Raw genomic sequence first — 23,203 nt, 5'->3', positions numbered from 1 at the left:
CGCGCCGGACAGCCCGCGCCGCAACCATCCCCCATCAGCACAGACCGAGGACCGCATTGAGCACCTCGCGCCACACCTGATCGAGGTCGATGCCGCCGCGGCCACCGAACAAGCGAAATACGCTGTAGCCGATCGCGAAGCCGACATACGACAGCGTCAGCACCACCATGACGGCGTTGCCCCACCACAGCAGCGCGGCGGCGAACAGAACGAAGACCGCGCAACCGAGCAGCTCGCGCCGCGACGGCAGGTGCCCACCCACGCGGGCGACGATAGGCGCGACGGGATCGGACATGGCAACAGCCTCGGCGGGACATCGACGAGACTAACCGACGCCTCGCCTTCGGAGGTCGCGCGCCTGCCACCCGGGTCAGCGCCGGTGCAGCCGCCGCCCCGGCGCGACCCACACTCCCCGCCCACACCCGCCCCCGGCACAATGCGCCGATGGCCTCTTCCTCCCCGTCCCATGGCGGCGCCCGCGCCGCGTCCCGCACCGGCCCGAGCCTGCGCGAGCGCTTCGACGCGATGCGCAACCTGCCGCCGTTCCTGCGCCAGATCTGGCAGACCAGCCGCTGGCTGACCCTGAGCAGCATCGGCCTGCGCGTGATCCGCGCGCTGCTGCCGGTGGCCTCGCTGTACGTCGGCAAGCTGATCATCGACGAGGCCATCCATCTGGTCGGGCAAGCGCCCGGCTTCGAGTCGCTGGGCCAGGCCCTGGCCAGCGGCCGGCTCAACCGGCTGCTGGAACTGCTGGGCCTGGAACTGGCGCTGGCGATCGCCTCGGACCTGCTCGGACGGCTGGTCAGCTATGCCGACACGCTGCTGTCGGAGCTGTTCAACAACACCACCAGCGTGCAGCTGATGGAGCACGCCGCGCAACTGGACCTGGAGGATTTCGAGGATCCGGAACAGCAGGACCGGCTCGACCGCGCGCGGCGCCAGACCATGGGCCGCATGAACCTGATGAGCCAACTGTTCGGACAGGTGCAGGACACGATCACCGTGGCCAGCTTCGCGGTCGGCCTGCTGGTCTACGCGCCCTGGCTCATCGCCCTGCTGGCGGTGGCGCTGGTGCCGGCGTTCATCGGCGAGGCGCACTTCAACGCGCTGGGCTATTCGCTCAACTTCCAGTGGACGGCCGAGCGCCGCCAGCTCGACTACCTGCGCCAGCTCGGCGCCAGCGTCGAGACCGCCAAGGAAGTGAAGATCTTCAACCTGCACAACTTCCTGATCACGCGCTACCGCGCCCTGGCCGACCGCTACTTCCAGGCCAACCGCGCGCTGGCGCGCAAGCGCATGCTGTGGGGCACGCTGCTGGCGGCGCTGGGCACGCTGGGCTACTACGGCGCCTACGGCTACATCGCCTGGCGCACCGTGCGCGGCGACTTCAGCATCGGCGACCTGACCTTCCTGGCCGGCAGCTTCCTGCGCCTGCGGCAGTTGCTGGAAGGCCTGCTGATCGGCTTCTCGCAGGTGGCCGGGCAGGCGCTGTACCTGGACGACCTGTATTCGTTCTTCCGCATCGTCCCGGAGATCCGCAGCCGTCCCGGCGCGGTGCCGGTGCCGCGGCCGATCAGGCAGGGCTTCGTGTTCGAGAACGTCGGCTTCCGCTATCCGGACGCCGAGCAGTGGGCGGTACGGCACCTGGACTTCACCCTGCGCGCCGGCGAGGTGCTGGCCCTGGTCGGCGAGAACGGCGCCGGCAAGACCACCCTGGTCAAGCTGCTGGCGCGGCTGTACGACCCGGACGAAGGCCGCATCCTGCTCGACGGGCGCGACCTGCGCGACTACGACCTGGACGACCTGCGCGCCAATCTCGGGGTGATTTTCCAGGACTTCGTGCGCTACCACTTCAGTGCCGGCGAGAACATCGGCGTCGGCCAGGTCGACGCGCTGGACGACGCGCCGCGGATCCGCGCCGCCGCGCAGCGGGCGATGGCCGCCGAGCTGATCGACGGCCTGCCGCAGGGCTACGCGCAGGTGATCGGGCGCCGCTTCAAGACCGGCGTGGACCTGTCCGGCGGGCAGTGGCAGAAGATCGCCATCGCCCGCGCCTACATGCGCGACGCGCAGGTGATGATCCTGGACGAGCCGACCGCCGCGCTGGACGCGCGCAGCGAGTTCGAGGTGTTCCAGCGCTTCAAGGAACTGTCCGACAACCGCACCGCGGTGCTGATCTCGCACCGTTTCTCCAGCGTGCGCATGGCCGACCGCATCCTGGTGCTGGCCGACGGCCGGATCGAGGCCAGCGGCACCCACGACGAACTGATGGCGCAGGGCGGCCGCTACGCGGAGCTGTTCGAACTGCAGGCCGCTGGGTATCGTTGAGCCTGGTCCGCCCCTTCCGACGCCGCCATGCTCCGCATCCTGCCCTGCCTGTTCGCCGCCGCCCTCGCCGTCCCGGCTGCCGCCGCTCCCGCCGCGGACGCGCCGGCGCCCGCCGACTACGCCGCGGCCAAGGCCCTGGCCGACCGCGACGAGGCCGGCCTGCCGGCGGCGCTGGAGCAACGCCTGCAGACCCTGCAGCGCGCGGCGCTGGACGAGGGCGTGGCCAGTTGCGCCACCCCGCGCCCGGACACCTCGCCGTTCACGGTGGTGGTGCAGGTGCAGGCCGACGGCAGCGTCGGCGCCAGTTGGCGCAACGGCACCACCCCGCTCGCCCTGTGCCTGGAACGCTTCCTGCGCCAGCGTCCGCTGCTGGCGCCGCCGCAGGCGCCGCTGTATCTGTCCTACGAGGTTTCGTTCGAGAAGTGAGCGTCGCTGGCGCGATGGCCACCCGGCCCCTCCAAATGAGAGTTGATCTCATTTGAGTCGACATGGGGTAGAATGGCCGCCGTTCCTTCCCCATCACGATCAACGGCATGTCTTCCGCTTTTGGCCCCGAAACGGTGCTCGAGGTCCGCCACTGGACCGAGGACTACTTCAGCTTCACCACCACCCGCAACGACGGCTTCCGTTTCGACAACGGCCAGTTCGTGATGATCGGCCTGGAGACGGAGACGCGGCCGCTGCTGCGCGCCTACTCCATCGCCAGCGCCAACTGGGAAGAGCAACTGGAGTTCTTCAGCATCAAGGTGCCGGACGGCCCGCTGACCTCGCGCCTGCAGCACATCAAGCCCGGCGATTCGGTGCTGGTCGGCAAGAAGCCCACCGGCACCCTGCTGATCAGCGACCTGCACCCGGGCCGCCACCTGTACCTGCTCGGCACCGGCACCGGCCTGGCGCCGTGGCTGTCGGTGATCAAGGACCCGGAAACCTACGAACGCTTCGACAAGGTGATCCTCACCCATGGCGTGCGCTTCGAGAAGGACCTGGCCTACCGCGACTATTTCGAGAAGGAACTGCCGCAGCACGAGTTCCTCGGCGAGACCATCCGCGAGAAGCTGCTGTACTACCCGGCGGTGACCCGCGAGGACTTCCGCAACCGCGGCCGCCTCACCGAACTGATCGAGAGCGGCGCGATGCAGCGCACCCTCGGCCTGCCGCCGCTGAACCCGGAGCACGACCGTGCGATGATCTGCGGCAGCCCGCAGATGCTGGCCGACCTGCGCCACAGCCTGGACGCCCGCGGCTTCGTCGCCTCCCCGCGCATCGGCTCGCCGGGGCACTACGTGTTCGAGCGCGCCTTCGTCGAGAAGTGACATCACATTGCGCGTAAGCGGCGCCACGTGGCCTCCAGGCCATCGGCCGCGCCGGACGCATGACCGATAACGCCGCACTATCCCCTGTGGGAGGGACTTCAGTCCCGACGCGTTCGAGTTAAAGGCGTCGGGACTGAAGTCCCTCCCACAACAGCAGCAGCCCGGCATTCGCGACCACGCCGGGAGTTCCGCGCCGAAGCGTCACCCCAGCGCCCGCTCGATATCGTCGGCCAGCGCTTCCGGCTTGTCGGTCGGCGCATAGCGCGCCAGCACCTGGCCGTCGCGGCCGACCAGGAACTTGCTGAAATTCCACTTGATCGCGGCGATGCCGAGCAGCCCGGACTTCTGCTGCTTGAGCCAGCGCCACAGCGGATGCGCACCGTCGCCGTTGACCTGCACCTTGGCGAACATCGGGAAATCGACGTCGTAGCTGAGCGAACAGAACTGGCGGATCTCCGCGGCATCGCCCGGCTCCTGGTGACCGAACTGGTCGCACGGAAAGCCCAGCACCACCAGCCCGCGATCGCGGTAGCGCTGCCACAGCGCCTGCAGCCCCGCATATTGCGGCGTGAAACCGCACTTGGACGCGACATTGACGATCAGCAGCACCTTGCCGGCGTACTCGGCCAGCGGCTGCGCCTGCCCGTCCAGCGTGGTCGCGGTGAAGGCGTAGGCGGTGGTCGGGGTGTCCATGCGAGGAACCTCACTGGCGATGCGCGCCGCGGCGGCGCGTGTTCGGCGCGATGCTACGCGCTTGGCCGCACGCCTCGCCAGCGCCCAGTGCAGGCCTCACCCCGGCAGCGCACCGGCAGCACCACGCGCCTGCGCGCTGGCTCGCGCAGCATCAGCGCCGCCCACCGGTGCGCGCCCCTTCACCGGCACCCGCAAGAGAAGGCGCATTGCATCAAGCCGCGCGCCACATCCCGCAAAGCCGTACCGGCCGCGGCGCGCCTGCTGCAGCGCGCCCATGGCTTTCGTCACGGGTCACGCCTGCCGGCCTGGGGTAGCCTGCCGGATCACCATGATTGCGGATACCGCTTGATGACCTCTCGCCTCGCCCTTGCCCTCGCCGCCACGCTCGGACTCGCCATGCCCGCCTACGCCGCTCCGGCCACCACGCCCGCCGCCACGGCGGCCACGCAGGCCAACCCGTTCTTCGCCGAAAGCCCGCTGCCGCTGCACTACCCGCAGTTCGACAAGATCAAGGACAGCGATTTCGCCCCCGCGTTCGACGCCGGCATGGCGCAGCAGTTGCAGGAAGTGCAGGCCATCGCCGACCAGGCCGCCAAGCCGACCTTCGACAACACCATCGTGGCGATGGAGAAAAGCGGGCAGGTTCTGGACCGCGCCACCACCGTGTTCTTCAACCTGGTCGGTGCCGACACCAACGACACGCGCAAGAAACTGCAGGCCGAATACGCCGGCAAGCTGGCCGCGCACCGCGATGCGATCGCGCTCAATCCCAAGCTGTTCGCGCGTATCCAGACGCTGTACGACACCCGCAACCAGCTCGGTCTGGACGCGGAGGGCGTGCGCCTGATCGAGAAGTACCACAGCGACTTCGTCCGCGACGGCGCCAAGCTCAACGATGCCGACAAGGCCAAGCTCAAGGCGATGAACGCCGAACTGGCCGAACTGGGCACCAAGTTCAGCCAGAACGTGCTCGCCGAAGTGAACGCGGCCGCGGTGGTGGTGGACGACGTCAAGCAGCTCGGCGGCCTGTCCGACGCACAGATCGCCGCCGCGGCCGAGGCGGCCAAGGCGCGCAAGCTCGACGGCAAGTACGTGATCGCCCTGCTCAACACCACCGGCCAGCCGCCGCTGGCCCAGCTCAAGGATCGCGCCCTGCGGCAGAAGATCTACGAAGCCTCGGTGTCGCGCGGCAGCCACGGCGGCCCCTACGACAACACCGCGCTGGTGTCGCGGATCATGACCCTGCGCGCCGAGCGCGCCAAGCTGCTCGGCTACCCGAACCACGCCACCTATTCGCTGGAAACCCAGACCGCCAAGACCCCCGAAGCGGTCAACGCCATGCTCGGCAAGCTGGCCCCGGCCGCGGTGGCCAACGCCAAGCGCGAGGCGGCCGACCTGCAGGCGATGATCGACCAGGAACAGAAGGCCGCCGGCAAGCCCAGCTTCAAGCTCGAGGCCTGGGACTGGGCCTACTACACCGAGAAGGTGCGCCAGGCCAAGTACGACTTCGACGAGGCCCAGCTCAAGCCCTACTTCGAGCTGAAGAACGTGCTGGAGAACGGCGTCTTCTACGCCGCCAACCAGGAGTACGGGCTGACCTTCAAGCAGCGCACCGACCTGCCCACCTACCGCGACGACGTGCTGGTCTACGACGTGTTCGACGCCGACGGCAGCCAGTTGGCGATCTTCATCGCCGACATGTACGCGCGCGAGTCCAAGCGCGGCGGCGCCTGGATGAGTTCCTACGTCTCGCAGTCGGCGCTGACCGGCGACAAGCCGGTGGTCGCCAACCACCTCAACATCCCCAAGCCGCCGGCCGGCCAGCCGACCCTGCTGACCTGGGACGAGGTCACCACCGCGTTCCACGAGTTCGGCCATGCGCTGCACGGCATGTTCTCGAACGTGAAGTACCCCTACTTCTCCGGCACCAGCGTGCCGCGCGACTTCGTCGAGTTCCCCTCGCAGGTCAACGAGATGTGGGCCGACGATCCGGCCATCCTCAAGCACTACGCCAAGCACTACCAGAGCGGCGCGCCGATGCCGCAGGCGCTGCTGGACAAGGTGGTGGCCACCGCCAAGTTCAACCAGGGCTTCGCCACCACCGAATACCTGGGCGCGGCCATGCTCGACCAGCGCTGGCACCAGCTCAGCGCGGGCCAGGTGCCGCCGGCCTCGGGGGTGATGGATTTCGAGGCCAAGGCGCTGGCCGCCGACGGCATCGCCTATCCGCCGGTGCCGCCGCGCTATCGCACGCCGTACTTCAGCCACATCATGGGCGGCTATGCGGCCGGCTACTACGCCTACATCTGGGCCGAGGTGCTGGACGCCAACACCCAGCAGTGGTTCAAGCAGCACGGCGGGCTGAGTCGCGCCAACGGCGACCGCTTCCGCCAGACCCTGCTCTCGCGCGGCGGCAGCGTCGATGCGATGCAGCTGTTCCAGGATTTCGCCGGGCACGCACCGCAGATCGAACCCTTGCTGGAGAAGCGCGGCCTCAACGCCACGCCGGTGGCGACGCCAAGCGCTCGCTGAGGCGCACCGCGGCACGGCCCCTGCGCCGTGCCGCCCGCTCGCGGCGACAGTGCAACACACACCCGCAACCAACCGCATCACCCAATACGCACGACGCCCGGCTCAGCCGGGCGTCGTGTTTTTCAGCCTGCAGTCTCGATGGCGACGCGTGTTGCCTCGCGCGCGGCCGTCGACGGCTTATTGGCCGTCGCTGGAGGCGTTGATGCTGGCCCCCAGGGAGGCATTGCCGCCGGCCTGCCCCTGCGCCTGGCCGTTGCCGGCCTGCGCACCGCCCTGGCCGCCCGCGCCCAGCTGGCCCGACACCGACCCACCGCGCGCGCCGGCATGGTGCGAGGCGCTGCCGCTGGCCGCGCCATTGGCGCTCCCGCTGCCGGACAGCGCCGGCAGGCCTCCACCGCTGGCCGCGCCGTTGCCGTTGCCGTTGCCAGCCGCGCTCGCGCCCTGACCGGTCATGCCGTCGCCCGCGCCGGCGGCATTGCCGGCCGTCGCCAGCGCCGCCGCGGGCGTGGCCGCACTGGTCGCCGCGCCGAGTGCAGCGTCGGCCTGACCCATCGCGCTGCCGGCCGCGCCGCGTGCCGCCGCACTACCACTGGCGGCCGCGTTGCCGGCCAGCGTCCGGCCCTGGTTCACCGCAGCGCCGGCGGTCTGCGCCGCGCCGTCGGCGGTGGCCGCGCCACGCGCCGCCGCCCGCTGTGCCGCCATCCGCGCACGCTGCGACTGCTGCTCGATGCCGCTGCGCGCGCGATCCAGCGGAACCCCGGCGTCCAGGCGGCCTGCGCCCATCCCGTTGCCGCCGAGGCTGCCGCCGCCCAGGCCGCCCAGGCCGCCCAGGGTGCCGTTGACCGCACCGCCCACGCTGCCCGCACCACCCAGCAACTGCGCACCGGCCACGCCCGGAATCAGCGCCACCGACGCCACCAGCACCGCGCTCGCCAACAGAGTCTTGCCGTTCATCGCATTCTCCTCGTGTCGCCGCAGGCCATCTGCGGCTCTCATGTAGTCCTACGAATCGAACGGCGCGGAACATCCCCTGCGCGGCGGACGCAGACAGAAAGCGTTCAGCCGCTCGGCGCGCGCTGCAGCGCCAGGTCCGCGCCGAGCAGGCCGGCGCCGTACACCGGATCGGTACCGGGCGCGCCGAGATCGCGTGCCTGCGCCTGCAACTGCGCGCGCACCTGCGCGGCCGCCTGCGGATCCGGCCGCGACAGTGCCTGCGCCGCCAGCCGCGCCACCAGCGGCGCGGCGAAAGAGGTGCCGCGCTGCATCTGCCAGCGGCCTTGCGGCGCCGCCGCGATCAAGTCGCCGACCGCGGCGAAGGCGACTTGCGGTCCTCGCCCGGCTTCGGGCAAGACCCGCCCACGCGCATCCACCGCGGTCACCCCAAGCACGCCGGGATAGGCCGCGGGATACAGCGGCGGTGCCGCCGGGCCGTCGTTGCCGACCGCCGCGACCAGCACGTGGCCGCGCGCGAGCATGCGCTGCACGGCCAGTTGCAGCGCGCGATTGGGGCCGCCGATCAGGCTGATGTTGACCACCGGCACCTGCCGCTGCGCCATCCACGCCAGCGCCGCGACCAATTCCACCGCAGTGCCGCCGTCGGCCTGCCCGCAGTAGATGTCGGCCGCATACAGCGTGCGCGCGAACGGCCCGTGCGCCACCGCGCGCCCGGCCAGCAACGAGGCGACCGCCGTGCCATGCGGCTGCGCGCGCACCTGCCCGTCGCAGCCCCAGGGCTGCACCTGGATGCCGGCCAGTGCCGGATGCGCGGCGTCCACGCCGCTGTCGATCAGGCCGACCACGAACCCGCCCGCCGCGGCCTCCGCAGTTGCCGGTGCAGCGGCTGCGCTGGCCGCTGCCGGTGGCGCCGCCGCCGATCCGCTGTAGACGTGGTTATAGTCGTAGTCGCCCTGCGGATCGCGCTCGCGCAATTGCTGCAGCGCGCGGCGCGTGGACAGGCCCGACGGCACCTGCAGCACCACCAGGCGCAGGCCGAATTCGCCGAAGCTGCGCTGCTCCAGCACCGCGAAGCCGGCCGCCTGCGCCGCCTGCAGCGCCGCCGGGTCCGGTTCCAGCGCCACCACCTGCCCGCGCATCACCACCGCGCCGCCCTCGTCGCGCTCCAGCCCGCGCGGATCGCTGCGCAGCAGCGCCTGCAGGCGTTTGAGCCGCAGCCGTTCGAGGTCGCCGCGCGCGTCCTGCAGCGACTGTCCCAGCCGATCCATCCCGCCTTGCATGCCCTGGGTGACGTCCTGCACCAGGCCGCCGGCCGATGGCAGCGCCAACTGCGCCAGCGCCGGTGTCGCCACCGCCAGCAAGGCCACCGCCATCCAGCGCATCCGCCTGCCCGTCGCCATGCCCCACTCCGTCGTCCGCCCCTGTTGGCGTGCCACACTAATCCTGCCATCCCGACCCGCCGTGAACGCCGCGCCGCGCCCATGGAAGAAACCGCCTCCGCCGAACGTATCCCCCACATGCACGCCGATCCCACGGCCGCCGTCGGCGACGGCATCTGTACCCTCCTGCCTCAGCTGCGGCGCTTCGCGCGTGCCGTCGCCGGCCACCGCGAGGATGCCGACGACCTGCTGCAGATCGCGATCGAACGCGCCCTGCGCCGCGCCGCGCAATGGCGGCCGGAGACGCCGCTGCAGTACTGGCTGTACGGCATCATCCGCCACGCCTGGATCGACGAGGTACGGGCGCAGCGGCGACGGCGGCACCTGTTCGTCGATGCCGCCGAGGGCGAACACGTCGGCGACACGCCGCTGGAGCGGCAGCAGGACTGGATGGCGGTGCAGGCCGCGATGGCCGGCCTGCCCGAGGAACAACGCCTGGCGATCGCGCTGGTGCTGATCGAAGGCCTGTCCTACAAGGATGCCGCGGCGGTGCTGGAGATTCCGCTCGGCACACTCACCAGCCGGCTCGCGCGCGGGCGCGAGGCCTTGCAGGCGTCACTGGAGGCGACCGCATGAACACCACGATCGACGCACTCACCCTGCAGGCCTACGCCGACGGCGAACTGGACGCGGCGCAGGCCGCCCAGGTGGAAGCGGCGCTGCGTACCGATCCGCAGCTGGCGCAGGCGCTGGAGCGGTTGCGCCAACTGCAGGCGCGGCTGCGCGCCGGCTTCGCCCCGGTGCTGGACGAAGCCGTGCCCGCGCGCCTGCTCGCCGCTGCGCGCGCGCGGCCGACCGACGCGCCCGGCCAGGACGCCGCTGTCGCGGTGCCGCCTCCCTCGCCCGTCCATGCGCCGGCGCAGGCAAGCCGGCCGACGCCACTGCGGCCGCGCGCGCGCCGCCGCTGGGCGCTGCCGGCGGCGTTGGCGGCGGCACTGCTGCTGGGGCTGTGGATCGCGCAGCGGCAGTTGCCGCAAGGCGCTGCGCCGGGCCCGACGTTCGCGGCAACCCAGGGCGGCATCGCCGAGGGCGCGCTCGCGCAGGCGCTGGCGCAGCAGTTGTCCGGCCAGAACCAGGGCAGCGTGCGCATCGGCCTGAGCTTCCGCGATCGCGATGGCCATTACTGCCGCACCTTCGCCATGGCGCGCGCCAACGCCGGCCTGGCCTGCCAGCGCGATGGCGCATGGCGGGTGGAGCTGCTGGTGCCCGCCGACGCGCGCGGCGACGGTGGCGGCATGCGCATGGCGGCCAGCCCGATGCCGGCCGCCGTGCTGCAAGCGGTGGATGCACGGATTGCCGGCGAGGCGCTGGATGCCGACGGCGAACAGCGCGCACGCGCGCGTGGCTGGCGCTAGCGGCAACGCAACGCCCTGGCTCCGTTGGGATGGACAGCGCGACCGAGGAGCGACCTTCAATCACTCCGGGACACGTCCGTTAGGAGCGGCTTCAGCCGCGACGGGCTTATCGGCAACGCCCGTCGCGGCTGAAGCCGCTCCTACAGGCATGCTGCATTCCGCTCGACTGTCGCGGAAGCAGCGTCTTCGAGGTGTCCTTAGGGCAGCGCGGCCTGCGTCTTCGATTCGGCAGCATCGAGGCCGTCGATGCCGGCCAGCATCTTTTTCAGCAGCGTCTCCAACTGCTGCTGTTCGCCGGCATCCAGCGCCGCGGTCTCCGCATCCAGGAACGCGCACACGTCCGGCAGCAGCCGCTCGATCAGGGCGATGCCGGCCGGCTGCAGGGTCAGCGCGACCTTGCGCCGGTCTTCCGGACTGGCCGTGCGCGACAGCAGCCCCTTGCTGCACAGGCTGTCGGTGAGACGGGTGATGTTGGCCGGTTTCTCGCTGGCGGCCTCGGCCACCTCGGTGGGGGTGATGCACTGCTCGGGCGTGCCATACAGCATCATCAGGATCTCGTACTCCGGCGGGCTGATGCCATACTCCTTGAGCACGCCGCTGGCGTTGGCATGCACGCGCTTGTACAGATGCTTGACCAACCGGACCAGGACGGCGGGTTCGCGCGGGAAAGCGGGATAACGCGCGCAAGTGTGCGCCACACGCCGCTCGGTCTGATCGAAACTGCCCATGAGGAAATCGATTGCAAAGTGGGGTGGCCGCCAATGCTACCCATTGCGCACCGCCCCGACGAGGGCAGGCGTTGCGTTCCGGCGCGCTGTCGACGCGATGCACCAAACGCGTTCGTCCAAGCGCAATGGCGCACTCGCGACCGCTCAGGCGGCGAACAGCGACGCGTACTCCGGCGCCACCAGGGGGCGCAGCACGCTGGCCGGCACGTCCACCGTCTGCGTGCCATCGGCGTACGGCCCCACCTGATACGGCGGGAACACGAAGCGCAAGGCGGTGATCTTGCCCGCCGCGTCGACCAGCGGCTGGAACTGGCTGAAGTTGCTGGCCTGCGGCTCGGTGCCTTCGGCGATCATCTTGCTGGCGCTGCGCACCTGCTCCTGCTGATCCTCCGGCGGCACCTGCTCGGCATCGACCCGCGCCTGCACCGCCTGGCGCAGTTGCGCGGCGGCGTAGTCGGCGACCTGTTTCCAGTGCGCCGCATCCGGGATCAGCGTTTCAGCGGTGAGCATGCGCTGCTGCTGCGGCAGCCACACCCAGCGCGCCACCAGCGGTTCGCCGTGCGCGCCGCCGGTATAGCGGCTGCCGTCGGCGCTCAGCGCGACCAGATCCGGACGCTCCAGCAGCATCTCGAACTGCAACGAGAGTTCGTAGGGCGCACGCGGGCGATCGTTACCAAGGCCGTCCACCGCCTCCATCAGTTCGCTGCGCGCGTTCTGCGCATAGCGATTGGCGGCGTCGGCCAGCCCCGGATAACGGTTGATCGCCGGCGGGAAAGTGATCCCGACCACATAGCTGGGGCTGTGCTCGACGATATCCTTCAGTTCCGGCGGCGTGGCCGGCGCCTGCTCCGCGACCGCCGGCGCGGCGGCCTCGGCCGGCGCCGCGGCGGGCGCTGGTGCGGCAGCCGGTTCCTCGCGCTTGCAACCGGCCATTGCCAGTGCCGCCGCGACCGCCAGTGCCGTCCATGCCATCCGCCCGTTGCCCATCGTCTCTGCCCTGCTCACGTTCGACTGCCCCTGTTCCTGCGATGTCTGTGGAAGTGCGCGCATTATCGCGCCGTTGCGATGCCGCGCGCTCAGCCGAGCAGCGCGGCGTACTGCGGATGCCGCTGGATGAACAGCGCCGCGTACGAACACGCCGGCACCACCTTCCAGCCTTGCGCCTGTGCATACTCAAGCGCGGCGGTGACCAGTTGCGCAGCCAGGCCGCGCCCGCCGATCGACGTCGGCACCCCGGTATGGGTGATGACCATGCGCCCCTGCTCCAGCACGTAGTCGAGTTCGGCGCGATGGCCGTCGACTTCCAGGGAGAAGCGGCGCTGCTGCGGATCGTGCGTGATCGGGACGTTGGCTGCGGACATGGGGAGCGGGCGGTGTCGCGGAGCGCGCAGTGTCCGCTGCCGCTTGCCGCGACGATGTGAAGCACCCGCTCCGGCGCATCACGCCGCCGACGCGGTGCGTCGGCTGCCCGCCGCTCAAGTCGTGCCGCGCGTGGCCGATACCGCCGGGACGGGCCGAAAACCTGGCACGGGAGTTGCAACTCCCATCACGCAGCGATCCAACAGGGAGCCACGCGCATGAGCGAGAACGAGAGCAAATACGACCAGGGCGACCACAACGCCTCCCTGCTGGAAGGGCTGTTCCAACTGTCGGTCAACGGCGACCACCAGGGCGGCGAGTTCAAGCAGCTCGACAACGAGGTCTACCAGCGCCTCAAGCGCACCTACGAGAATGCCGCCATCGGCAGCGCCAAGGTGCAGTTGCGCGGCCAGCAGACCCGCTGAGCGTCGATGGCGGCCGAACGGGCCGCCGCCAGCCCTTGCGCAATGCGGCCGTCCCCGGCCGCGCCGACGCCCCGGCGTCTCTCCCGACGCAGCGCACCCCACAGGCGCCGCTCACGCGGCGCCGCACTGCCCTGCTGGCGTCGACGCGCCGCGCGTCACCCGCGCCCGAAGCGCGGGTTCGCCAGCTCGCCCAGGAAGTGCTGCAGTATCGACGGCTCCATGATCAGCAGGAACATCACGCCGAACGCCGCGCCGGCCAGGTGCGCGCTGTGGTTGACGTTGTCGCCGCCGCGGCGGTCCATCCAGATGCTGTAGCCGACATAGAACACGGCGTAGAGGATGGCGGGGATCGGAATCGGGATGAAGAAGAAGAAGATCCCGGTCCACGGCGCCATCAGGATGAAGGCGAACAGCACCGCCGACACCGCGCCGGACGCGCCCAGGCTCATGTAGTTGGGGTTCTTCTGGTTCTTCAGGTAGCTGGGCAGGATCGAGACCACCAGCGCCGCCAGGTAGAACAGCGGATACACCAGCATGTTGCCGGTCAGCCGCTCCATCAGGACCTCGATCGGGCCGCCGAAGAAGTACAGCGTGACCATGTTGAACAGCAGGTGCGGGAAATCGGCGTGGATGAAGCCGTAGGTCACCAGCCGGTCGTACTGCTTGTGGCGGTCGATCGCCGGCGGCCACAGGATCAGCCGGTCGAGCAGCCGGCGGTTGTTGAACGCCGCCCACGACACGAGCACGGTCAGGACGATCAGGATCAGGTTGACGGGGGTGACGGAAGGCATGCGGGGTCTCAGGCGGGGCGGTAGTGGTCGACCATGCGGTAGCGGCGCGCGTACAGCCCGAACAGCAGTGCGGCGACGAAAGCGAAGGCGGCGAAGAAGAACATCAGGAACGCGGTCTCGCTGAGCCCGGTGCTGCCGATGTGCGCGGTGACGCGCTCGTTGCGCACCGCGGCGTTGGACAGCAGCACCCACAGGTTGCCGACGGTGGTGGTGAGGTTCCAGAAACTCATCACCACGCCCTTCATCGACTGCGGCGCCTGGCTGTAGGCGAACTCCAGGCCGGTCGCCGAGACCAGCACTTCGCCGAAGGTCAGCAGCGCATACGGCAGGATCTGCCAGGCGATGGACAAGGCGTCGCCGCCGTCCATCATCACCTGCAGGCTGCCGACCACGATCCAGGCCAGGCCGCTGAAGGCGATGCCGGCGGTCATCCGCCGCAGCGCGGTCGGCTCGTAGCCGCGCCGGCGCAGCAGCGGGTACAGCACCAGGTTGTTGAACGGGATCAGCAGCATCACCAGCGCCGGATTCAGCGCCTGCATCTGCGAGGCGCTGAACCAGTCCGGCATCTGCATCTGCTGGCCCTGCAGCACCCAGGTCGAGGCCTTCTGGTCGAACAGCGAGAAGAACGGGGTGACCAGCGCGAACACCACCAGCACCCGCAGCACCGCGCGCACGCCGTCCACCGCGGCGTCCGGATGCACCGCGCGGGCGCGTTCCAGCTGCCACCAGGTGCCGCCGCCGATGCCGGCCAGCAGCAGCACCAGCGCCAGGCACAGGCAGATCACCAGGCCCAGCGTCGGCGCCAGCGCGAACGTGCCCAACGCCAGCAGCACCGCCACGCCGGCCAGGGCCAGCCCGGGACGCCCCTGCCCCGGCACCTGCCGCAGCAACGCGGTGCGCACCACCTGGGCGAAGCCGTGCGGATCCTTGGGCGGCAGCGGCACGCGCACGTAGCGGTGGCGCCCGGCCCAGAACACCAGGGTGGCCACCAGCATCAGGATGCCGGGGATGCCGAACGCCCACGCCGGGCCCAGGTTCTTCAGCGCCAGCGGGATCAGCAGCGAGGCGAACAGCGAGCCGAAGTTGATGATCCAGTAAAAGGCGTCGAACACCACCTTGGCCAGGTGCTTGTTGCCCTGGTCGAACTGGTCGCCCATGAACGAGGCCACCAGCGGCTTGATCCCGCCCGCGCCCAGCGCGATCAGGCCCAGGCCGAGGAAGAAACCGCTGCGGTGGCCCTCGAACAGCGCCAGGCACAGGTGTCCCGCGCAGTAGACCAGGCTGAACCAGAGGATGGTGTTGTACTTGCCGAAGAAGCGATCGGCCAGCCAGCCGCCGAGCAGCGGGAAGAAGTACACGCCGATCATGAAGCTGTGCATGATGTGCTTGGCCTCGGCCTCGCGGCCGGGCGCGCTCACTTCCTGCAGCAACAGCGAGGTGATCAGGAACTGCACCAGGATGTTGCGCATCCCGTAGAAGCTGAAGCGCTCGCAGGCCTCGTTGCCGATGATGTACGGAATCTGCCGCGGCATGCGCGCGGTGGCGCGTTCCTGCGCCGCGCTCATGCGGCGTGTCTCGTGGTGGCTTGGCTGCTCACGGGCCTCCTCCAGGCAAAATTTTCAGAAGGTTACCCGATCGTTCCGGCGAATCGAACCGCCAGGGCGTGTCCTAGGGTGCTTTCGCAATCGGCGCGCTGCCCGCATCATGGGGGCCTGTCCCGAGACGGTGCCGAGATGATCCGACCCTGGCTGGCCTGCCTGCTGTTGCCGATGCTGCTGTGCAGCATGCCATCCCTGGCCAGCGATGCGGGCCTGTCCACCGAGGCCGAGCGCAGCGGGTTCGCGCGCACCGGCCGCTACGCCGAAACCATCGCCCTGTGCGATGCGTTCGCGCAGCGCTACCCGCAATCGGTGCGCTGCTTCGACTTCGGCACCTCGCCCGAAGGCCGGCCGATGAAGGCGCTGGCGGTGTCCACCTCCGGCACTCTGGACGCGGCGGGCGCGCAGGCGCGCAAGCTGCCGGTGGTGCTGATCCAGGGCGGCATCCACGCCGGCGAGATCGACGGCAAGGACGCCGGCTTCCTGGCGCTGCGCCAGCTGCTCGACGGCCAGGCCGCGCGCGGCGCGCTGGACAAGCAGGTGTGGCTGTTCGTGCCGGTGTTCAACGTCGACGGGCACGAGCGCTTCGGCGCCTGGAACCGGCCCAACCAGCGCGGCCCGGAACAGATGGGCTGGCGCACCACCGCGCAGAACCTCAACCTCAACCGCGACTACGTCAAGGCCGATGCGCCGGAGATGCAGGCGATGCTGCGCCTGGTCGAGCAATGGGATCCGCTGCTGTACGTGGACCTGCACGTCACCGACGGCGCGCAGTTCGAGCACGACGTGTCGATCCAGGTGGAACCGCTGCATGCCGGCGACGCCGCGCTGCGCGGCGACGGCCTGCGCCTGCGCGACGGCGTGCTCGCCGACCTGAAGCGGCAGGGGTCGCTGCCGCTGCCGTACTACCCCTCGTTCGTGGTCAACGACGACCCCGCCTCCGGCTTCGAGGACGGCGTGCCCACGCCGCGCTTCTCGCACGGCTACTTCCAGCTGCGCAACCGCTTCGGCATGCTGGTGGAGACGCACTCGTGGAAGCGCTACCCCGAGCGCGTGCGCATCACCCGCAACACCATCGTCTCGGTGCTGCAGCAGGTGGCGCGGCACGGTGCGCAGTGGCGCGCCGACGCGCTGGCCGCCGACGCCCGCGCGCAAGCGCTTGGCGGGCAGACCGTGGCGCTGAACTACCGCACCACCGACGCCTCGCACCTGGTCGACTTCCGCGGCTACGCCTACACGCGCACGCTTTCGCCGGTCTCCGGCGCGCTGATGACCCGCTACGACGAACGCACCCCGCAACGCTGGCGGGTGCCGCTGCGCGACCAGGTCGTGCCCAGCGTGGAGGTCGCCGCGCCGCGCGCCGGCTACCTGGTGCCAGCCGCGCAGGCCGCCCTGGTCGGCGCCAAGCTGCGCCAGCACGGCATCGCCTTCCGCACCCTGGAGCACGACGCCACCCTGCCGGTGCAGACCTTCCGCGCCGACACCGCCAACTTCGCCGCACGCTCGTCCGAAGGCCACCAGCGGCTCAGCGTCACCGGCGCCTGGAAGCCGGAAACCCGCGCCGTCGGCGCCGGCGCGCTGTTCGTGCCCATCGCCCAGCCCAAGGCGCGGCTGCTGATGGCGCTGCTGGAACCGCAGGCGCCGGATTCGCTGCTGCAATGGGGCGAGTTCAACAGTGCGTTCGAGCGCGCCGAGTACATGGAGGACTACGTCGCCGAGGACGTGGCGCGGCAGATGCTGGCCAGCGACCCGGCGCTCAAGGCCGAGTTCGAGGACAAGCTCGAACACGATGCGGCCTTCGCCAAGGATCCGCAGGCACGGCTGGAGTTCTTCTACCGCCGCCACAGCTCCTGGGACGAGCGCTACCGCCTGTACCCGGTCATGCGCAGCGACGAAGCCCCGTCCTGATCCGCGGTTCCGCCCTCCCCCGACTCCCCCCGATGCGCCTTCCCTTCATCTGCTAGAGAGGCTGTTCGCCCCGCTATGAAAACGTTTACAGGATCCCTTTGCCTGACCCTCGCGCTGGCCGCGCCCGCCACCGCCGCCCCGCCGGCGACGGCCGCCAGCGCCACCTCCACGACGAACGCCGCCGCCGATGCGCAGCGCCCGTGGAACGACCGCACCCTGTCGCCGGACCGGCGCGCCGCGCTGCTGGTGCAGGCGATGACCCCGGACGAGAAGTTCCAGCTGCTGCACAGCTACTTCGGCCTGGGCAAGGACGGCGGCCCGCGGCCGCCCGGCGCGCTCGGCTCGGCCGGCTATGTGCCGGCGATCGCGCGCCTGGGCATCCCGTCGCAGCAACTGGCCGATGCCGGCCTCGGCGTGACCAACCCCGGCAACATCCGCCCCGGCGACCATGCCACCGCGATGCCGTCCGGCCCCGCCACCGCCGCCACCTGGAACCGCGCGCTGGCCTTCGCCGGCGGTGAGACCATGGGCCGCGAGGCCTGGCAACAGGGCTTCAACGTGCTGCTGGCCGGCAGCGTCAACCTGCAGCGCGACCCGCGCAACGGCCGCAACTTCGAGTACGCCGGCGAGGACCCGCTGCTGGCCGGGGTGATGGTCGGCGAATCGATCCGCGGCGTGCAGAGCCAGCATGTGGTCTCGACCATGAAGCACTTCGCGATGAACGACCTGGAGACCGGGCGCAACACCCACAGCGCCGACATCGGCGAGCAGGCCATGCACGAGTCGGACCTGCTGGCCTTCGAGCTGGCGCTGAAGATCGGCCAGCCCGGCTCGGTGATGTGTTCGTACAACCGCATCAACGGCGTGTACGGCTGCGAGAACGACTACCTGCTCAACCAGGTGCTGAAGCAGGAATGGAAGTTCCCCGGCTACGTGATGTCCGACTGGGGCGGCGTGCACAGCGGCTCCAAGGCGGCGCTGGCCGGCCTGGACCAGCAATCGGCCGGCGAAGTCTTCGACAAGGCCGTGTACTTCGACCAGCCGCTGCGCATGGCGGTGGCCGCCGGCACCGTGCCGCAGGCGCGCCTGGACGACATGGTCAAGCGCATCCTGCGCGCATTCTTCGCCACCGGCAGTTTCGACAACCCGCCGCAGCACCAGCCGATCGACGACGCCGCCGGCGGCCTGGCCGCGCAGCGCGTGGTCGAGGAAGGCACGGTGCTGTTGCGCAACGAGGGCAAGCTGCTGCCGCTGTCGCGCAGCGTGCGCCGCATCGCGGTGATCGGCGGCCATGCCGACAAGGGCGTGATCGGCGGCGGCGGGTCCTCGATGGTCGGCGTCACCGTCAACGGCGGCAACGCGGTGCCGGGGATCGCCCCGACCACCTGGCCCGGCCCGGTGATGTTCCATCCGTCCTCGCCGCTGCAAGCGCTGCGCAAGGCCCTGCCCAACGCGCAGATCGACTATGCCAGCGGCGACGACCCGGCCGCGGCGGCCAAGCTCGCGCGCGCGGCCGACGTAGCCATCGTGTTCGCCACGCAGTGGTCGGCCGAGTCGGTGGACCTGCCGGACATCGCCCTGCCCGGCAAGCAGGACGCGCTGATCGCCCGGGTGGCCAAGGCCAACCCGAAGACGGTGGTGGTGCTGGAGACCAACGGCCCGGTGGCGATGCCGTGGCTGCAGCAGGTGCCGGCGGTGCTGGAGGCCTGGTATCCGGGCATCCGCGGCGGCGAAGGGCTGGCGCGGCTGCTGCTGGGCGAGGTCAATCCGTCCGGGCGCCTGCCGGTGACCTGGCTGCGCGACGTGTCGCAGCTGCCGCGGCCGTCGATTCCCGGCCTGGGCTTCAAGCCCGCGCAGCCGGCCGGCAGCAACGTCGACTACACCATCGAAGGCGCCAACGTCGGCTACCGCTGGTTCGCCGCGCGCGGCCTGGAGCCGGTGTATCCGTTCGGCTATGGCCTGTCCTACACCACGTTCGCCTACAGCAACTTCAAGGTGCAGGCCGACGGCGACCGCGTCGTCGCCAGCTTCGACGTGCGCAACACCGGCGACCGCGAAGGGGCCGACGTGCCGCAGCTCTACCTGCGCCTGCCGCAGGGCCACCACACCCCGATCCGCCTGGTCGGCTGGGACAAGCTGACGCTCAAGCCGGGCGAAAGCCGCCACGTCAGCATCGTCGCCGAGCCCAAGACCCTGGCCGACTACGACCCGAAGCAGCGCCGCTGGCACATCGCCGCCGGCGACTACGAACTGCTGCTGGGCCGTTCGGCGACGCAGGTGGAGGCGCGCGCGCCGCTGCACCTGAAGGACCGCGTGCTGCAGCACTGACCGCGGGCCGCGGCCCGGTGCCAGCCCCGCCTCCGCGCCCATGCGCGCCGGAGGCGGGGCGATGTTCGAATTCCCCCCCGCACGGCAGCGATTGTGTGGCGGCCGCCGTAGCACCGCCGGCTGTATACGCAACCCTGAGGCGCTGCGCCGTAGCATCCTGCGTATGAATCCCCGCGTCTTCCGATGGCATCGCACCGGCTGGCTGTTGCTGGCCGTGGCGGCATTGGCGCAGGCGCACGTGGCCGCGGACGCAGTGCCGACGGTCTCGGCGACACCGGACAGCGCCCTCACCGTGGTCACCCTCACGCTCGCCCCGGATCCGCGCGCGGCGCAGGACGGCGACGACTGGAGCGCGCGCCGCGAGCGCATCGTCGCGGCCCTGCAGCGCCTGCAGCCCGACGCCATCGCCCTGCAGGAAGTGCTGCAGACGCCGGAGATGCCGAACCAGGCGCAATGGCTGGCCGCGCGCCTGGGCTACCACTGCCATTTCATCAGCCCCGATCCGCCGAGCCGGCCGCAACGCCGCGGCAATGCGCTGCTGACCCGCCTGCCGGTGCTGGAGGAGGCCGAGACCTTGCTGCATCCGCTGGAGGACTACAGCGTGGCCGGCCTGGTGCGGGTGGATCTGCACGGGCAGCCGGTGAACCTGTACTTCACCCGCCTGCACGCCGCCCGCGATGGCGGCGCCAGCCGCCGCGAACAGGCCGAGGATCTGATGGCATGGATCGACGCCACCGCCGAGGGCGTGCCGTCGCTGCTGGCCGGCGGCTTCTTCGCCGCGGCGCGCGCGCCCGAGCTGGCGCCGCTGGCGGTGCGCTTCGAGGACGGCAGCGTGCGCGGCGAGTCGACGCGCAACCGGATCGCCGTGCGCGCGCCCGGCACGGCGGCGGCCGCCGATCACGTGTTCTTCGAACGCGGCCACTTCCGCCCCCTGCACGGCGCGCGCCTGTTCGCGCCGGCACCGGACCTGCGCGCGGCCGGCACGCGCGGCCTGCTGATGGCGCTGCAGCCGCTCGATCCGCTGCCGGAGCCGCTGCCGCCGATACCGTAGCGCACGGCGGGCCGGGCGCGTTCGCGCGCCGCGCGAGCACAGCCGTGCGATGCGGCGCATGCGGATGCCATCGGCATCGGCAAGCCACCGGCCCGGGACGATCGGGCACCTCACGCATCACGGCATCGTGTACGCGACGGCCTTGCACGGACAACCTGGTCGCGGCTGAAGCCGCTCCTACGCGCGTGCGGCCCCGAGGTGATAGACGCCCTGGCGACGCCGCGGCGCAAGCGGTGGCCGATGCGGTGCGGACCGCCATCGCTGCGAAGCAGGCTGCGCACGCGTACGGTGGGCGACTTGCCACCGCTCCTCGCCGCGCCGCGCAGCCACGCCCGCCTGCACCGCCAGCGCGTCCGTGTGGAATTCCCACAAAAAAGGCCGGGCGAACCCGGCCTTGTTCCTGCTGCGGCGCTGGCGCGCGATCAGCCGATCGCGGCGTGGTAGCGGCGCTCCACTTCCTTCCAGTCGACCACGTTGAAGAACGCGCCGATGTAGTCCGGACGACGGTTCTGGTACTTCAGGTAGTAGGCGTGTTCCCACACGTCCAGGCCCAGGATCGGGGTATTGCCCTCGAACAGCGGGCTGTCCTGGTTGGCGGTGCTCTCGACCACCAGCTTCTTGTCGGGGGTGACGCTCAGCCAGGCCCAGCCGCTGCCGAAGCGGGTCAACGCGGCCTTGGTGAAGGCCTCCTTGAACTTGTCGAAGCCGCCCAGTTCGCTGTCGATCGCCTTGGCGACGTCGCCGCTGGGGGTGCCGCCGGCGTTGGGCGCCATCACCGTCCAGAACAGCGAGTGGTTGGCATGGCCGCCACCGTTGTTGCGCACCGGACCCTGCAGGTTCTCCGGCAGCGACTTCAGCTTGGACACCAGCGCCTCGATCGGCAGATCGGCGTACTCGGTACCTTCCAGCGCGGCGTTGACATTGTTGATGTAGGTCTGGTGATGCTTGGTGTGATGGATCTCCATCGTCTGCGCATCGATGTGCGGTTCCAGCGCGTCGTAGGCGTAGGGCAACTTGGGGAGGGTGTAGGCCATGCGGTTCTCCTGGACTTTCGCCGTCGAAAGGACGAGCGTTGCGTGAGCAATGGTAGGGACGGTCGGCAACCTTACCAAGGGCGCGGCTGGGGAAACATCGTCCCATCCCGCGGCGGCGGTGTCGGCCGGCGTAACGAATCGGCGCCTACCATGCCCCACGCCCCGGTTAGTCGGATGTGAATCGCCCGCGCTACCGCCATGACCGGCGGCGTTTAGAGCGGGAACAGGCAGGCCGGCCCATACTGTCCGCGATGGCGCCGTTCTGCGCGCCGCCGCCGTTCCTGCAGGAGAGTCCATGCGCAAGCCCGTGCTGTTGATCGCCGCCATCGTCTTGCTGGTGGGCGGGCTGTGGGGCATCCGCGGGCTGCAGCATCCGCCGCACCCGCAATTCGCGCCCTCGCTGGACGCCGCCGCGCAGGCGCCGTACACCGTGCCCGGCAAGACCGCCGCGGCATCGGATGCCACGGCGCCGACACTGCCGGCGTTCCTGCCACCCGAAGCCCGCGCCACGGTGGCGCTGATCCTGCGCGGCGGGCCGTTCCCGCATCGCCAGGACGGCAGCGTGTTCGGCAACCGCGAGAACCGGTTGCCGGCGCAACCGCGCGGCTACTACCACGAGTACACCGTCGACACCCCGGGCCTGTCGCATCGCGGCGCGCGCCGCATCGTCACCGGCGGCACCCCGCCGCAGGTCTGGTACTACAGCGACGACCACTACGCCAGCTTCCGCAGCTTCCAGGTGGACGGTACGAGGGCGACACCATGAGCGGCTTCCCGTTCGCACTGAACCTGGCCGAGCCGGCCGCCTCCGGCGTCTACCGCGTCGCCAACCGCGACCTGGACAGCGTCGCCGCCCTGGCCCGCGACGCCGGCCTGCGGCTATGCCGGATCGACCTGCACGGCTGCACCGGCAAGGCCATGCTGCTGATGCGGCTGGCCGCGCAACTGGACTTCCCGCCCGGCTTCGGCCGCAACTGGGATGCGCTCACCGACGGCCTGCGCGACCTGTCCTGGCTGCCCTCCCCGCGCGGCTACGCGCTTCTGCTGGAGGATGCCGGACAGTTGCAGGCAGTGGCGCAGCCGGCATTCGACGTGCTGCTGGAGATCCTCGACGACGTCGCCCGCGAGTGGGCGCAGGACGGTCTCAGCTTCGTCGCGTTCGTGGGCGGCAGCGAGGAGCCGGAAGCGCCTGCGGAGTCCGACTGAGCGCAGTACGTAGGAGCGGCGTCGGCCGCGACCGGCAGTCGGAGCGATCTCGATCGCGACCGGCGTGCGAACTGATGCCATCGCTAACCATGGGTGGCACAGGCACATCCGTGGACGCGCGCCTGCACGCACATCGTGCAGGCGCCGCGTCAGCCGCGACC

Annotated in this window: 22 protein-coding genes; 12 read left to right on the top strand and 10 right to left on the bottom strand. The window is 70.5% G+C overall.

Translation table 11 applies throughout. From position 1 onward, the window contains the following. Nucleotides 1–34: 34 nt before the first annotated feature. Nucleotides 35–295 carry a hypothetical protein gene (locus NKJ47_RS09425; protein WP_254461188.1) on the bottom strand — a complete coding sequence of 87 codons (261 nt, stop codon included), beginning with the start codon at nt 293–295 and terminating at the stop codon, nt 35–37. A 149-nt stretch (nt 296–444) separates the two neighbouring features. Here NKJ47_RS09425 and NKJ47_RS09420 point away from each other — a divergent pair, with 149 nt between their 5' ends. The 3 genes from NKJ47_RS09420 (at nt 445) to NKJ47_RS09410 (ending at nt 3,641) form a co-directional block, all read left to right on the top strand. Next, complete coding sequence (locus NKJ47_RS09420) at nt 445–2,328, top strand: ABC transporter ATP-binding protein (RefSeq protein ID WP_254461187.1); 1,884 nt, start codon at nt 445–447, stop codon at nt 2,326–2,328. Nucleotides 2,329–2,355: 27 nt separating this feature from the next. After that, entirely contained in the window at nt 2,356–2,754 is a 399-nt protein-coding gene (locus tag NKJ47_RS09415) for a hypothetical protein (protein WP_254461186.1), read from the top strand. Between the two features lie 107 nt (nt 2,755–2,861). Next, nucleotides 2,862–3,641, top strand: a complete 780-nt coding sequence (locus tag NKJ47_RS09410) for a ferredoxin--NADP reductase (RefSeq protein ID WP_254461185.1) — start codon at nt 2,862–2,864, stop codon at nt 3,639–3,641. Nucleotides 3,642–3,842: 201 nt separating this feature from the next. On the opposite strand, the gene NKJ47_RS09405 is transcribed toward NKJ47_RS09410, so the two are convergent. Further along, a complete protein-coding gene (locus NKJ47_RS09405) occupies nt 3,843–4,334 on the bottom strand; it encodes a glutathione peroxidase (protein WP_254461184.1) in 492 nt (163 codons plus the stop codon). A gap of 348 nt (nt 4,335–4,682) precedes the next feature. Here NKJ47_RS09405 and NKJ47_RS09400 point away from each other — a divergent pair, with 348 nt between their 5' ends. Further along, nucleotides 4,683–6,866, top strand: coding sequence for a M3 family metallopeptidase (locus tag NKJ47_RS09400; protein ID WP_254461183.1), 2,184 nt, complete (start codon nt 4,683–4,685; stop codon nt 6,864–6,866). Nucleotides 6,867–7,043: 177 nt separating this feature from the next. On the opposite strand, the gene NKJ47_RS09395 is transcribed toward NKJ47_RS09400, so the two are convergent. Both NKJ47_RS09395 and NKJ47_RS09390 read right to left on the bottom strand, forming a co-directional pair. Beyond that, nucleotides 7,044–7,820, bottom strand: coding sequence for a hypothetical protein (locus tag NKJ47_RS09395; protein ID WP_254461182.1), 777 nt, complete (start codon nt 7,818–7,820; stop codon nt 7,044–7,046). Between the two features lie 104 nt (nt 7,821–7,924). Further along, complete coding sequence (locus NKJ47_RS09390; protein ID WP_254461181.1) at nt 7,925–9,220, bottom strand: S8 family serine peptidase; 1,296 nt, start codon at nt 9,218–9,220, stop codon at nt 7,925–7,927. An 81-nt stretch (nt 9,221–9,301) separates the two neighbouring features. On the opposite strand from NKJ47_RS09390, the gene NKJ47_RS09385 reads away from it, so the two are divergent. Both NKJ47_RS09385 and NKJ47_RS09380 read left to right on the top strand, forming a co-directional pair. After that, complete coding sequence (locus NKJ47_RS09385; protein WP_429002510.1) at nt 9,302–9,835, top strand: RNA polymerase sigma factor; 534 nt, start codon at nt 9,302–9,304, stop codon at nt 9,833–9,835. Beyond that, nucleotides 9,832–10,614 (top strand): hypothetical protein, encoded by a 783-nt coding sequence (locus tag NKJ47_RS09380; protein WP_254461179.1) that lies wholly within the window; start codon nt 9,832–9,834, stop codon nt 10,612–10,614. The genes NKJ47_RS09385 and NKJ47_RS09380 overlap by 4 nt, the downstream gene beginning before the upstream one ends. Before the next feature lie 197 nt (nt 10,615–10,811). On the opposite strand, the gene NKJ47_RS09375 is transcribed toward NKJ47_RS09380, so the two are convergent. From NKJ47_RS09375 to NKJ47_RS09365, 3 genes are all read right to left on the bottom strand, one after another. Beyond that, a complete protein-coding gene (locus tag NKJ47_RS09375) occupies nt 10,812–11,342 on the bottom strand; it encodes a MarR family winged helix-turn-helix transcriptional regulator (protein ID WP_254461178.1) in 531 nt (176 codons plus the stop codon). A gap of 144 nt (nt 11,343–11,486) precedes the next feature. Then, nucleotides 11,487–12,314, bottom strand: coding sequence for a DUF3298 and DUF4163 domain-containing protein (locus tag NKJ47_RS09370; RefSeq protein WP_254461177.1), 828 nt, complete (start codon nt 12,312–12,314; stop codon nt 11,487–11,489). Between the two features lie 104 nt (nt 12,315–12,418). Next, complete coding sequence (locus tag NKJ47_RS09365) at nt 12,419–12,703, bottom strand: GNAT family N-acetyltransferase (protein WP_254461176.1); 285 nt, start codon at nt 12,701–12,703, stop codon at nt 12,419–12,421. A gap of 216 nt (nt 12,704–12,919) precedes the next feature. On the opposite strand from NKJ47_RS09365, the gene NKJ47_RS09360 reads away from it, so the two are divergent. After that, nucleotides 12,920–13,126: a hypothetical protein gene (locus NKJ47_RS09360; protein ID WP_254461175.1), complete on the top strand. Its 207-nt coding sequence runs from the start codon at nt 12,920–12,922 to the stop codon at nt 13,124–13,126. Nucleotides 13,127–13,281: 155 nt separating this feature from the next. Here the strand turns inward: NKJ47_RS09360 and NKJ47_RS09355 are convergent, their stop codons facing one another. Both NKJ47_RS09355 and NKJ47_RS09350 read right to left on the bottom strand, forming a co-directional pair. Continuing rightward, a complete protein-coding gene (locus tag NKJ47_RS09355) occupies nt 13,282–13,917 on the bottom strand; it encodes a rhomboid family intramembrane serine protease (protein ID WP_254461174.1) in 636 nt (211 codons plus the stop codon). A gap of 8 nt (nt 13,918–13,925) precedes the next feature. Continuing rightward, nucleotides 13,926–15,482, bottom strand: coding sequence for an oligopeptide:H+ symporter (locus NKJ47_RS09350; RefSeq protein ID WP_254461173.1), 1,557 nt, complete (start codon nt 15,480–15,482; stop codon nt 13,926–13,928). Between the two features lie 168 nt (nt 15,483–15,650). Between NKJ47_RS09350 and NKJ47_RS09345 the strand changes: the two genes are divergently transcribed. The 3 genes from NKJ47_RS09345 to NKJ47_RS09335 all read left to right on the top strand — a co-directional run bounded on the left by NKJ47_RS09345 (nt 15,651) and on the right by NKJ47_RS09335 (nt 20,802). Beyond that, nucleotides 15,651–17,423, top strand: coding sequence for a M14 family metallopeptidase (locus NKJ47_RS09345; RefSeq protein WP_254461172.1), 1,773 nt, complete (start codon nt 15,651–15,653; stop codon nt 17,421–17,423). Between the two features lie 75 nt (nt 17,424–17,498). Further along, complete coding sequence (locus NKJ47_RS09340; protein WP_254461171.1) at nt 17,499–19,751, top strand: beta-glucosidase family protein; 2,253 nt, start codon at nt 17,499–17,501, stop codon at nt 19,749–19,751. A 163-nt stretch (nt 19,752–19,914) separates the two neighbouring features. Then, on the top strand, nt 19,915–20,802 hold the full coding sequence (locus NKJ47_RS09335; protein ID WP_254461170.1) for an endonuclease/exonuclease/phosphatase family protein: 888 nt from the start codon (nt 19,915–19,917) through the stop codon (nt 20,800–20,802). A 422-nt stretch (nt 20,803–21,224) separates the two neighbouring features. Here NKJ47_RS09335 and NKJ47_RS09330 read toward each other — a convergent pair whose 3' ends face one another. Beyond that, nucleotides 21,225–21,836, bottom strand: coding sequence for a superoxide dismutase (locus NKJ47_RS09330; protein ID WP_254461169.1), 612 nt, complete (start codon nt 21,834–21,836; stop codon nt 21,225–21,227). Nucleotides 21,837–22,131: 295 nt separating this feature from the next. On the opposite strand from NKJ47_RS09330, the gene NKJ47_RS09325 reads away from it, so the two are divergent. Together NKJ47_RS09325 and NKJ47_RS09320 are read left to right on the top strand one after the other, a co-directional pair. Then, nucleotides 22,132–22,602, top strand: coding sequence for a ribonuclease (locus NKJ47_RS09325; protein WP_254461168.1), 471 nt, complete (start codon nt 22,132–22,134; stop codon nt 22,600–22,602). Next, complete coding sequence (locus NKJ47_RS09320; RefSeq protein ID WP_254461167.1) at nt 22,599–23,042, top strand: barstar family protein; 444 nt, start codon at nt 22,599–22,601, stop codon at nt 23,040–23,042. Before NKJ47_RS09325 ends, NKJ47_RS09320 begins: the two co-directional genes overlap by 4 nt. Nucleotides 23,043–23,203 lie beyond the last annotated feature (161 nt).

Origin of the sequence: Xanthomonas sacchari (genome assembly GCF_024266585.1) — a bacterium.
Classification (GTDB): Bacteria; Pseudomonadota; Gammaproteobacteria; order Xanthomonadales; family Xanthomonadaceae; genus Xanthomonas_A; species Xanthomonas_A sacchari_C.
This window is presented reverse-complemented; position numbering and strand designations above follow the sequence as displayed.